A 12,685-nucleotide genomic window follows, 5' to 3' on the forward strand; every position below is an offset into this window, starting at 1 on the left:
TACTATCTTAGCTCAATGCGTCATCCATTGAAAGAACTTCGTGGAAGACACGTTGTGTCAATTCAGTTTTTTGTTCTGGAGTGAGGTATTTAGTGTTTACACAGTATCCAGAGATACGTACGATAACGTCTTCACCTGACATAATCTTTTCGTAAACATCGTTCAAGTCCATAACGTTCAAGTTAACGTGTTGTCCACCGTTCTCAAAGTAACCATCAAGGATTGTTACCAAGTTATCAACTTGTTCGTCACGAGTCTTACCAAGAGCACGTGGAGAAACTTGAGTTGTCAATGAGATACCGTCAGCTGCGTAACCAAAGTCAAGGCTAGCAAGTGAGTTCAAGTTTTGCAACCATCCACCTTTAGCTTTGTTAGATGGGTTCGCACCTGGTGAGAAGAATTCAAGTTTAGACAAGTTCACAGAACCATCTTCGTTGAGGTATACACCTTTGTGGACTGGTGAGTTACCAGTTTGTTTAGAGTAAGCAACGTTAGATGTGATTGTCAAAAGTGATACAGTAGCTTCTGCGTCTTTGTAAAGTTTGTGGCTACGTAGACGAGTTGTGTAAGCTTCGATCAACCATTCTGCCAATTCGTTTGAACGTGGGTCATCTTCACCCCAACGTGGGTATTCACCGATTGTTTCGTAATCGTAGATGTATCCATTTTCGTCACGGATTGGTTTAACTGTAGCGTATTTGATAGCTGACAATGTATCAACAGTGTTAGCAAATCCACAGATACCGAATCCCATGTTGGCACGTTGTTTAGTTGGCAAGAAGGCCATTTGAACAGCTTCGTAGTTGTACTTGTCAGTCATGTAGTGGATGATGTTCAAAGCATCTACGTAAGTATCAGTCAACCAGTCAAGAGATTTTTCAAAGTTGGCTTTAACTGATTCGAATTCAAGAACTTCGTCACGGATAGGATCGATGTCAAATACTTTGTAGTCTTTGTGAACATCGTCGTAACCACCGTTCAAACCAGTAAGAAGGGCTTTAAGAACGTTTACACGAGCACCGAAGTACTGGATGTTGTGGCGTTGATCTTCGTTTTCTGGGTCAAGTGGTGACACACAGCATGAGATACAGCTCATTTCTCCGTATCCGTCTTTAGCCATTGTTGTTACACCTTCGTATTGGATAGAAGAGTGTTTGTGGCTCATGTGCATACAGTAGCGACGGAAGTTGTATGGCAATTTGTCAGTCCAAAGAACTGTCAAGTTTGGCTCTGGAGAGTTACCGATGTTGTCAAGAGTGTTCAAGAAACGGTAGTCCATCTTAGTAACACGGTGACGACCATCGTTACCCATACCAGCCATAGAAGTTGTGATGAAGGTTGGGTCACCTGAGTACAATTGGTCATAAGCTTTTGTACGAGCAAATTTAACTGTACGAAGTTTCATAACGAAATCATCAACGAACTCTTGGATTTCTGATTCAGTAAATGTACCACGAGCAAGGTCACGTTCTGCAAAGATATCCAATACGATTGGCACACGTCCTAGAGATGTAGCAGCACCGTTGATAACACGGCAGACAGCCATGAAGGCGATGTTAACCCATTGGATGGCTTCTTTCGTGTTCATCGCTGGTTTGCGGACATCAACTCCGTAAAGGTCACCCAAGCGAACAACTTGTTGCAATGCTTGGTATTGAAGGTTTACTTCTTCACGAAGACGGATTGTTTCTTCATCAATTTCTTTGATCGCATTCCAGTCGTTTACTTTTTCTTGCATCAAGTAGTCTGCACCGTAAAGAGCAAGACGTGCGTAAACACCAATGATACGTCCACGTGAGTAGGCATCTGGAAGACCAGTTACAGTGTGAGCGTGACGAGCGCGACGAATGTTTGAAGTGTAGGCACGGAAAATACCGTCGTTAACTGTTGTTACGTATTTAGTAAAGATTTCGTGAACAGCTGGATCTGGTTCATATCCATTTTCCTTCAAAGTAGTTTCAGCCATACGGATACCACCTTTTGGCATGAAGTTCAATTTGAAGAGTTCATCGTTTTGGATACCGAAGATAACTTCATTTTCTTTGTCGATAAATCCAGCAGGAATATCAGCAATAGATGTTGGACGAGTGTCCATTGGGAAACGAGTTTCTTCGTAGTGTGCTTTTGTTTCTTCTACGATTTTTTTGATGTGAAGTGAACGTTCTGTTGGTCCAGCAAGGAAACTTTCATCTCCATCGTAAGGTGTGTAGTTAGCTTGAACGAAGCGAGAAATACTTGCTTTTTCTTTCCAATCTACGCCTTTGAAGCCTTCCCAAGCTTTATCAAAAATATCTTGTGCTTCAACAACTGTCTTAACAACCATGTTAATGTCCTCTTTTTTCTAGTAACAGTCATCTGTTACATTCTTGAGTCAAGTATACCATACAGTAACCGATTTCAACAAGAGAAAATCGGCATTTTAGACGCTTTCTTTTATAATACAGTCTCTTTTTTGTTCTTATCTGTATTATATTTTTGAAAGTCAGGTTGAACTTTCCCATTTTTTCAGAAAAAAGGGTATAATAAATAGAAAATGACACTAGAAAGGGATTGGAATGCTCATATTTCCATTGATAAATGATCTGTCCAGAAAAATCATCCATATTGACATGGATGCCTTTTTTGCTGCGGTGGAAATCAGAGATAATCCCAAGTTAAAGGGCAAACCTGTCATTATCGGAAGCGATCCCAGACAAACAGGTGGGCGTGGTGTCGTTTCTACCTGTAGCTATGAGGCGCGAGCTTTTGGAATACACTCTGCCATGAGCTCTAAAGAAGCTTATGAACGCTGTCCCCAAGCTATCTTTATCTCTGGAAATTATGAAAAATACAAGACTGTGGGACTTGAGATTCGTGCTATTTTTAAACGCTACACTGATTTGATCGAACCTATGAGTATTGACGAGGCATACTTGGATGTGACGGAAAATAAACTCGGTATCAAGTCAGCCGTCAAAATAGCTCGTCTCATCCAAGAGGATATCTGGCAGGAACTACACCTGACTGCTTCTGCAGGTGTTTCTTATAACAAATTCCTAGCTAAGATGGCTAGTGACTATCAAAAACCACATGGTTTGACAATGATTCTCCCAGATCAAGCCCAAGACTTCCTCAAACAAATGGACATTGCTAAATTTCATGGCGTGGGCAAAAAAACAGTTGAACGCCTTCATGAAATGGGCATTTATACTGGTGCAGACTTATTGGACGTCTCAGAAGTCACTTTAATCGATCGGTTCGGCAGACTCGGTTTTGACCTTTATCGAAAGGCAAGGGGCATTCATAACTCACCGGTCAAGTCCGATCGCATTCGTAAGTCCATTGGCAAGGAAAAAACCTATGGAAAGATTCTGCAAGTAGAAGAAGACATCAAAAAAGAGCTGACCCTTCTCTCCGAAAAGGTAGCTCACAATCTCAGCAAGCAGGACAAAGCTGGAAAAATCATTATCCTAAAAATACGATATGCTGACTTCTCCACCTTGACTAAAAGGAAAAGTTTGGCCTTAGCTACTCAAGACAAGGAGCAAATCGAGCGAACTGCGCATGAGATATACGATAGCTTGGAAGAACAACCACGAGGTATCCGACTGCTAGGACTGACAGTGACGGGATTTTAAAAAGCTTGAAGGAAAATTCCCTCAAGCTTTTTTCTTATACAAATAAACGCACAAAACTATAAAGCAACAAAACACTACCAAGTACGATACGGTATTTACCAAAGAGTGTAAAGTCGTGTTTCTTCACATAGCTGGTCAAGAAACGAATGGCAACCATGCTGACCGCAAAGGCAACACCCATAGCAACCAAGAGCAAGAACAGTTGTCCAAAACTCAAGAGTTGACCTGCTTTGATAAATTTAAAAATCTTTAAGGCACTGGCTCCGAACATAACAGGAATTCCGAGATAGAAGGTAAACTCTGTTACGACAGAGCGACTCGTTCCATTTAACAAACCACCAACGATAGTTGCACCTGAACGGCTCGTTCCCGGGAAGAGAGCGAGGACTTGGAAGAGCCCAATGTAAAGGGCTGTTTTATAAGGCAACTTGTCTAACTCTGTTACTGTTGGTTCAATAGCTTGCGCCTTATTTCGTTTTTCAAGGTAGATAAAGGCAACACCATAGATAATCAACATGATTGCAACTGAAACCATGTTATGGAAGTTGGCATCAAACCAATCATCTAGTTTAAAAACCAAGAGCAAAGGCAAGGTCGCAACAAAGACTTTTGACCACAATTGCCAAGTTCTACGAACTTCGACCTTAGTTTTACCAGGTTTGAAAGGATTAAGCTTGTTAAAGTAAATGACCATAACCGCTAAGATAGCGCCGAGCTGAATAACAACATTAAACATGGACATGAAGGCTTCATTTTGGTCCTTGTATTGTACAAATTCTTCAACCAAGATCAAGTGACCCGTACTTGAAATGGGCAACCATTCTGTAATTCCTTCAACAATCCCAAAAAAGATCGACTTCAAAATTTCAATAAGATACATGTATTACTCCTTTTTCTGTCCTCTATTATAGCATAATTTCGGATGTTGCGATAGATTTTTTAGAAGGCGCCGATGCTACCACCGCCTCCGCCTCCTGAGAATCCTCCACCTGAACTTCCACTTCCAGAAGATACAGAGTAATTGCTAGCTGTATTTGCGACAGCAGTATATTGCTTGATTTGTGCAGTTGAGGTGTAAAACTGTGAGTGCCAACCATAGGCTACATAAAGATTCAAATCTGGATTTTCAAGCTGAATATGACGGACTTTCATTAACTTGCTCACCTTCTTGGCATAACCAAAGAGAGTCGCATAGACCAGTAGACGGTTCCAAAGGACGATGCTCTCTAGCTCAGCCTGATCTAGATGAGCAATGTCGCGAAGCATATTTTCAAAACTCGTCCAGAGATAGAAGATTTCCGCTCCTTCCTCTGTCAGAACTCCATCGCGATAGGCTCCTCGCGTGGCAAGATAAACCCAGAAACTAGCCCCTAATCCTGTCAATCCTAAAAGTAGAAACGGGATCGAAAAGAACCCATGTGTTTGCCAACTATAATAAAAGAAAAGCAATCCACCTAGAGCTGTTATGGCTGAACAGACCCGCATCCCAAGAGCAAGGCGGCGTTCCTCACTTGTCAAGGGACGATAATAGCTTGGGATACGAAGTACATGGACCTTATCCTTGACACAAGACTGAATGCGTTGAAGTCTTCCTTCAAAGGAGCGTTTAAGACGCGAGCCTGTTTCTCGGATATGTTTTTCATCTGACTCTTTGGCACCACGGTAAAGGGAAGATGAAACTTGGTAATCAGGGAAGAGCTCTGAAATAGCCAATTCTTTCTTATTTGACAAAGTCATGCGCAGGCATTCCTTCTCAAAATTGGACAAACCCTTTTCACTGATAATGCGCACATAAGGTTCCTCATCCCTTTGAAAAATAGATAAATGACCTCGATCTACTAAATCCAACAAGGTTGCCTGAATCAAACGTTCAAAAGTAAATTTACCAAACCCTGATTTGTTTAGGGGATTGACTTCCTCTAAGGAAGTTGAATACACTGCTTCTGCTAAAACCATTGGAGGCAAATCCATCGGTGGTTCGTAGAGTCGATGATCTTTTGGAAAGACCTTTTTAATACTTGTACTCTGACGAAACATCCTATAGAAGATAGGGACTAGAAGTAAGAGACTCATAAAAATGACGGGAAGCATCCATTTCATCAAAATCTCACTTTGCGCTTTTTCTGTTGCTATATTGCTTTCAATCCGGTTAAAATCGGTTAAACGTTCTTCCTCTAATCCTTGATCTGGAGCTCCTGCAAAAGCACTTCTAGGCCAGTTTGCGTGTAATTCGATCTGTCGCTTTCTAGGAAGGTCTTTCATTTTGACATGATAGAGATTATTTACTTTTTCAACACTAGAGTCCCTTAGGAGTTGGCCTGCATGAAAATAGAGGTTCTCTGCTGGAGTATCAGAGCTGACCTTAAACTCAATCTCTTTGATGTCTCCAGTACTATCGGTCAAGGGTTGCCAATTTAGCTCTGCGATATCCTTATATAAGAAGAGAAGGTTTGTTAGTTTCCAGGTAACCGTTACCCGAACAGTATCTCCGGCATATCCAGCATTGTAAATTTTTACCTTGTAGCCGTCCTCTTCCTCCATAGTATAGAAGGAAGCATTTTGAACAATTCTTCCATTTTTAGAGACCTGAACGGTCGGATCGGGATCAATGTCAAATCCTTCTGGCATTTTCCCAACTTTCCCGAGTCCAACTAACTGACCATTATAATCATCTCCAAAGCGGTAGGTAATTGTTTCCTTAAAAATTGCAGTATTATCTGCATGAATATTCAAATCACCCTGATAGGATAAGATATCAAAGTCTACTGCAAAAACCAGGCTCGGTATAAATAATAAATAAGTAAATACCAAAGCCAACAGCCATCTTTTTTTCATAATCGGTTCCCTTTCAATCTTTTTACCATTATATCATTTTTTATAAATAAAGGCTTACTTGTATTGAAAATCTCACTATTTTTAGATACAATAGAGAGAGTCATTTTTAGACTAGAAATAGGAGAAAACATGAAAAAATTATGCTTATCTATCCTTGCTAGCCTAGCCCTTACCTTAGGACTAGTTAGCCAAGTCCAAGCCGACGAATATTTACGCATCGGGATGGAGGCAGCTTACGCTCCCTTCAACTGGACCCAAGACGACGATAGTAACGGCGCCGTCAAAATCGACGGTACCAACCAATATGCCAACGGCTACGATGTTCAAATCGCTAAAAAGATTGCCAAAGACTTAGGCAAGGAACCTTTGGTCGTGAAAACCAAATGGGAAGGACTTGTTCCAGCCCTTACTTCTGGCAAAATTGATATGATCATTGCCGGTATGAGCCCAACCGCTGAACGCAAACAAGAAATTGCTTTTTCAAGCAGTTACTATACTAGCGAACCGGTTCTATTGGTAAAAAAGGACTCTGCCTATGCGAATGCTAAATCTTTGGAAGACTTTAGCGGAGCAAAAATCACGTCTCAACAAGGTGTTTACCTTTATGACCTGATTTCCCAAATTCCAGGTGCCAAAAAAGAAACTGCTATGGGTGACTTCGCTCAGATGCGTCAAGCTCTGGAGGCTGGTGTTATTGATGCCTATGTTTCTGAACGACCTGAAGCAATGACCGCTGAGTCTGCTAACGCTAAGTTCAAAATGATCCAACCTCAACCAGGTTTCAAAACTGGCGAAGAAGATACAGCTATTGCCATTGGACTTCGTAAAGATGACAGCCGTATCAGCCAAATCAATGCGAGCATCGAAACCATCTCTAAGGATGAACAAGTAGCCCTCATGGATCGTATGATCAAAGAGCAACCTGTGGAGTCTACAACAACAGAGGAAGAAAGTAGTTTCTTTAGCCAAGTCGCTAAGATCCTTTCTGAAAACTGGCAACAACTCCTGCGCGGCGCTGGTATCACACTCTTAATCTCCATTATCGGAACCATCACAGGTCTCCTTATCGGACTTGCGATTGGGGTCTTCCGTACCGCTCCACTATCTGAGAACAAGGCAATGTACGCCCTACAGAAACTAGTCGGTTGGATTCTCAATGTCTATATCGAGATCTTCCGTGGTACACCAATGATTGTTCAATCCATGGTTATCTACTATGGAACTGCCCAAGCTTTCGGTATCAATCTTGACCGCACACTAGCCGCTATCTTCATCGTCTCAATCAACACGGGTGCCTACATGACAGAGATCGTTCGTGGTGGTATTCTAGCAGTTGACAAAGGACAGTTTGAAGCTGCAACTGCTCTTGGTATGACCCACAATCAAACCATGCGTAAGATTGTCCTACCTCAGGTTGTCCGTAATATTCTACCTGCTACTGGTAATGAGTTTGTCATCAATATCAAAGATACCTCTGTATTGAACGTTATTTCAGTTGTTGAGCTTTATTTCTCAGGAAATACTGTAGCAACACAAACCTATCAATACTTCCAGACCTTTACCATCATCGCCGTGATTTACTTTGTCCTCACCTTCACTGTGACCCGTATCCTACGCTTCATCGAACGTCGTATGGACATGGATACTTACACTACAGGTGCTAATCAAATGCAAACGGAGGATTTGAAAAAATGACACAACCAATTCTTGAAATCAAACACCTCAAAAAATCATATGGACAAAACGAAGTGCTAAAAGACATTTCTCTCGCCGTCCATAAAGGAGAGGTTATTTCCATCATCGGGAGCTCAGGAAGCGGAAAATCAACCTTCCTTCGTTCGATTAATTTACTAGAAACACCTACAGAGGGAGAGATTCTCTATCGAGGAGAAAATGTCTTAGAAAAAGGCTATAACCTCACCCATTATCGTGAAAAGCTCGGTATGGTTTTCCAATCTTTCAATCTCTTTGAAAATCTGAATGTCCTTGAAAATACGATCGTTGCCCAAACGACTGTACTCAAACGCGACCACTCTGAAGCTGAAAAAATTGCCAAAGAGAATCTCGAAAAAGTCGGCATGGGAGAACGCTACTGGCAAGCCAAGCCGAAGCAACTCTCCGGAGGCCAAAAACAACGCGTGGCTATCGCCCGCGCACTCTCCATGAATCCTGATGCCATTCTCTTCGACGAACCAACATCTGCCCTTGACCCTGAAATGGTCGGAGAAGTCCTCAAAATTATGCAGGATTTGGCTCAAGAAGGCTTGACCATGATCGTCGTAACCCACGAAATGGAATTCGCTCGCGATGTCTCTCACCGTGTCATCTTTATGGATAAGGGCGTCATTGCTGAAGAAGGTAAACCAGAAGAACTCTTCACGAACCCTAAAGAAGAACGGACAAAAGAATTTCTTCAACGCTATCTCAGCTAATAAACAAAGACTGCATAAAGAATGCAGTCTTTTTAATTTGTAATTGTAAAGAAAAGGCAGACTCGACTCAGGAATCTGCCTGTGACCACAGTTTAATCTTCAAATTTTTCATGATTTTTTTCATAGAAATCGATTAAACCAAGAGCTGTTTCAAATGAAATATTTTTAACTTTTGCGCGTCCTTGTGCTAGAGCAATGATAGACATTTCACGCGCATTCGTTTCTTTAGAGATACGGTAGCCTGTGATTTTCTTATCACGAACCCAGCCAACAACTGCTTCTACTTTTTCAAAGTTCGACTTAGCCATGTTCTTCTCCTAAATTATTCTTTACAATACTTAATTGTATACGTTTTTATTTCATTTGTCAATAAAAAAACATATATACGTCGTAACTATATTATTCTGCATATTTTTATTTGGCTTTTAAAGCCGATAATATATGAGTTCTTATGTCCTCAACTCCATTAGGATTTGCTGGTAGGAAGATTGTATTATTACCCTCTTTATCTGCAAAATTATTCAACGTATCTAAATACTGGTTCGTTAATAGGATAGACATGATTTGTTCTTCAGTTAGTTCAACATTGGCTCCCTTTAACTCTTGGATAGAATCAGCTAGTCCGTCAACAATTGCTTTACGCTGCTCTGCAATCCCTACACCATGTAGGCGATCTTTTTCTGCTTCAGCTTCTGCTGCGGTCACGATTTTAATCTTATCTGCTTCAGCAAGTTCTTGCGCCGCAACTCTCTTACGTTGAGCCGCGTTAATTTCATTCATTGATTGTTTTACTTCAGCATCAGGTTCAACCTTAGTAATCAGCGTTTTGACAATGATATACCCATACGTAGACATTTCTTCCGCCACTTGTTTTTGAACTTCTAAGGCGATTTCATCCTTCTTCTCAAACAACTCATCTAGGGTTAACTTTGGTACAGATGAACGCAAAGCATCTTCAATATAGGATTTAATTTGGGCTTCTGGACGCATCAATTTATAATAGGCATCTGTGACATTGTTTTCATTTACTCGATACTGAGTTGCCACATTCATCGTTACAAATACATTATCTTGCGTCTTTGTCTCTACAACAATCTCACTTTGCAACAAGCGTAGTTGAACTCTTGCCGCAATCCTATCAATCCCAAAAGGAGCTCGTAAATGAATACCGCTATTGCTCAACTTTTGGTATTTACCAAAGCGTTCTATGATAGCGACAGATTGTTGTCGAACCACATACACAGAACTAACCATGATCACTGATGCAATCACCACTAAAAACAATAAAACAAGTAAAATTTGTAAAAACATGGGAATCTCCCCCTTTCGTCACCCTCATTATAGCACCATCATTACCATTACGCAAATAATATGATAATAATTTTATTTTAGCTTAAACTAACATATTATACAACGTTTCGTTCCCATTCAAATTAATATAAGATGGGTCAAACTTTTCCATTCGATGAATCAATCCAGCATAATCATGCTTATTGGCAAGGGCTACCCCAATCAAGACAGGGCCTGTCCCCTTGCTTGCTCGTTTGATATATTCAAAACGAGTGATGTCATCATTTGGCCCCAAAATGTCATTTACAAACTCTCGTAGAGCTCCAGGACGTTGTGGGAAATTCACTACAAAGTAATGCTTGATTCCATCGTAAATCAAGGCACGTTCTTCCATCTCTGGCATGCGGTTGATATCGTTATTTCCTCCAGAAATGATACAACAAATCGTCTTGCCTTTGATATAGTCTGATAGAACTTCCAAGGCTGCAACGCTGGCAGCTCCGGCTGGTTCTGCTACAATTCCTTGTTTGGAATAAAGATCAATCAAGGTTTCGGAAATCAATCCCTCGTCCACCCCAATCAGCGTTTCAACATTTTTTCGGGTCGCTTCATAGGTTAATTGTCCAACCTTTTGTACGGCTATCCCATCAGCAAACTTATCAATTTCTTTGAGTTTAACTGGTCCCCCAGCTTCAAAGGCAGCTTTCATAGAGCGAGCACCATTAGCTTCTACCCCGATCACTTCAATAGTCGGGTTGGTTTCCTTAATATATGTAGAAACACCGGCAATCAATCCGCCACCACCTACTGGTACAAGTACTGTATCAAAATCGATAGACTCTTTACGGGCTTCTTCAAGAATCTCATAAGCTACAGTCCCTTGACCAGCCTGAACATGCGCATCATCAAAAGGATCGATGAAGGTGCGGTTTTCCGACAGTGTAAACTCTTGTGCTGCCTTAGCAGAAGCATCAAAGGTATCCCCAACCAACTTGATTGTCACGAACTCTCCACCGAAAAAGCGAACCTGCCCAATCTTTTGTTGCGGTGTTGTAATAGGCATAAAAATTGTTGCAGGAATCTTCATCTCATTACAAGTATAGGCGACACCTTGGGCATGATTTCCCGCAGAAGCACAGACTACACCACGCTCGCGTTCTTCTTTTGATAGCTGAGAAATGGCATAATAGGCTCCACGAATTTTAAAAGAGCGAACTCGTTGCGCATTCTCCTTTTTGAGATAAATCTTTGCTTGGTACTTTTCTGATAAATAATGATCATATTCTAGTGGTGTATCAACTACTACACCACTCAAAACTTTGTGGGCTTTCACCACATCTTTTGCACTTAGCATTGTCTCCTCCTCAAATACTGTTCAAGATAAAAAACGAGTTAGGTACCCCCAACTCGCCTTCTGTCTCTCTTTACAAGAATTAATTGTAGATTTTGAATGCGTCGTCGTCGTTTTTACCAACGAAAGGCATTGCTTTACGCAATTCTGCACCAACTTTTTCAATTTCAAGGTTAGCTGCTTGTTCACGGTAAGCAGTTAATTTTGGACGACCAGCCTTGTAGTCATTTACAAAGTCATTTGCAAATTTACCATTTTGGATATCTGCCAAAACAGCTTTCATGTTTTCTTTAACTTGCTCAGTAATCACACGTGGACCTGATACATAGTCACCGTATTCAGCAGTGTTTGAAATAGATTGACGCATTTTCTTGAATCCACCTTCATAGATCAAGTCAACGATCAATTTCATTTCATGAAGAACTTCAAAGTAAGCCAATTCTGGGGCATAGCCTGCTTCTGTCAAGACTTCAAAACCTGCTTCGATAAGGGCAGTCAAACCACCACAAAGTACAGCTTGTTCACCAAACAAATCTTCTTCAGTTTCTTCTTTGTAAGTTGTTTCAAGCAAACCAACACGAGCTGCACCAACACCTTTACACCAGTCCATAGCAATGTTTTTAGCATTTCCTGTTGCATCTTGGTAAACTGCATAAAGAGCCGGAACACCAAATCCTTCTTCGTAAGTACGACGTACCAAATGTCCTGGTCCTTTAGGAGCACACATGAAGACATCTACATCTGCAGGAACTTTGATAAATTCAAAGTGGATATTGAAACCATGAGCAAATCCAACTGCATTTCCAGCTTCCAAGTTTGGAGCGATTTCTGCTTCGTACAATTCTTGTTGGATTTCGTCTGGTGCCAAGATCATGATAACGTCAGCCAATTTAGTTGCTTCTGCTACTGTGTAAGTGTCAAAACCGTCTTCTTTTGCTTTGTCAAAAGATTTACCTGGACGCACACCGATGATGACATCACGACCTGAGTCACGCAAGTTTTGCGCATGCGCATGTCCTTGTGAACCATAACCGATTACGGCGATTTTTTTACCGTCAAGCGCTGCTACTTTAACATCTTTTTCGTATTCCATTTGAACTGCCATAGTTTTTCTCTCTTTTCTATTTTTATTGCCTTATAGGCTGGTTAAACAAATTTAT

General features: G+C 41.1%; 10 protein-coding genes. 3 read left to right on the forward strand and 7 right to left on the reverse strand.

Going from position 1 to position 12,685, the window contains the following annotated elements:
• Positions 1–7: 7 nt before the first annotated feature.
• Complete coding sequence (pflB, locus tag FD735_RS08300) at positions 8–2,323, reverse strand: formate C-acetyltransferase (RefSeq protein ID WP_000260621.1); 2,316 nt, start codon at positions 2,321–2,323, stop codon at positions 8–10.
• A gap of 232 nt (positions 2,324–2,555) precedes the next feature.
• Here pflB and dinB point away from each other — a divergent pair, with 232 nt between their 5' ends.
• Complete coding sequence (gene dinB, locus FD735_RS08305) at positions 2,556–3,617, forward strand: DNA polymerase IV (RefSeq protein ID WP_139658953.1); 1,062 nt, start codon at positions 2,556–2,558, stop codon at positions 3,615–3,617.
• Between the two features lie 34 nt (positions 3,618–3,651).
• On the opposite strand, the gene FD735_RS08310 is transcribed toward dinB, so the two are convergent.
• Both FD735_RS08310 and FD735_RS08315 read right to left on the reverse strand, forming a co-directional pair.
• Positions 3,652–4,497 (reverse strand): undecaprenyl-diphosphate phosphatase, encoded by an 846-nt coding sequence (locus tag FD735_RS08310; RefSeq protein WP_000280787.1) that lies wholly within the window; start codon positions 4,495–4,497, stop codon positions 3,652–3,654.
• A 59-nt stretch (positions 4,498–4,556) separates the two neighbouring features.
• Positions 4,557–6,452 carry a DUF2207 domain-containing protein gene (locus FD735_RS08315; protein ID WP_139658954.1) on the reverse strand — a complete coding sequence of 632 codons (1,896 nt, stop codon included), beginning with the start codon at positions 6,450–6,452 and terminating at the stop codon, positions 4,557–4,559.
• Positions 6,453–6,581: 129 nt separating this feature from the next.
• Here FD735_RS08315 and FD735_RS08320 point away from each other — a divergent pair, with 129 nt between their 5' ends.
• Together FD735_RS08320 and FD735_RS08325 are read left to right on the forward strand one after the other, a co-directional pair.
• The gene (locus tag FD735_RS08320) at positions 6,582–8,147 is read left to right on the forward strand and encodes an ABC transporter substrate-binding protein/permease (RefSeq protein ID WP_000732044.1); all 1,566 of its coding nucleotides are present in this window, start codon (positions 6,582–6,584) and stop codon (positions 8,145–8,147) included.
• On the forward strand, positions 8,144–8,884 hold the full coding sequence (locus tag FD735_RS08325; RefSeq protein WP_000193349.1) for an amino acid ABC transporter ATP-binding protein: 741 nt from the start codon (positions 8,144–8,146) through the stop codon (positions 8,882–8,884). Before FD735_RS08320 ends, FD735_RS08325 begins: the two co-directional genes overlap by 4 nt.
• Before the next feature lie 92 nt (positions 8,885–8,976).
• Here FD735_RS08325 and FD735_RS08330 read toward each other — a convergent pair whose 3' ends face one another.
• The 4 genes from FD735_RS08330 to ilvC all read right to left on the reverse strand — a co-directional run bounded on the left by FD735_RS08330 (position 8,977) and on the right by ilvC (position 12,630).
• On the reverse strand, positions 8,977–9,192 hold the full coding sequence (locus FD735_RS08330; RefSeq protein WP_001130031.1) for a hypothetical protein: 216 nt from the start codon (positions 9,190–9,192) through the stop codon (positions 8,977–8,979).
• Between the two features lie 106 nt (positions 9,193–9,298).
• Entirely contained in the window at positions 9,299–10,195 is an 897-nt protein-coding gene (locus FD735_RS08335) for an SPFH domain-containing protein (protein ID WP_000479681.1), read from the reverse strand.
• Positions 10,196–10,277: 82 nt separating this feature from the next.
• On the reverse strand, positions 10,278–11,528 hold the full coding sequence (gene ilvA / locus FD735_RS08340; RefSeq protein ID WP_033630365.1) for a threonine ammonia-lyase IlvA: 1,251 nt from the start codon (positions 11,526–11,528) through the stop codon (positions 10,278–10,280).
• Between the two features lie 79 nt (positions 11,529–11,607).
• Positions 11,608–12,630, reverse strand: a complete 1,023-nt coding sequence (gene ilvC, locus FD735_RS08345; protein WP_000290683.1) for a ketol-acid reductoisomerase — start codon at positions 12,628–12,630, stop codon at positions 11,608–11,610.
• Positions 12,631–12,685 lie beyond the last annotated feature (55 nt).

This window comes from Streptococcus sp. 1643 (genome assembly GCF_006228325.1).
Taxonomy (GTDB): Bacteria; Bacillota; Bacilli; order Lactobacillales; family Streptococcaceae; genus Streptococcus.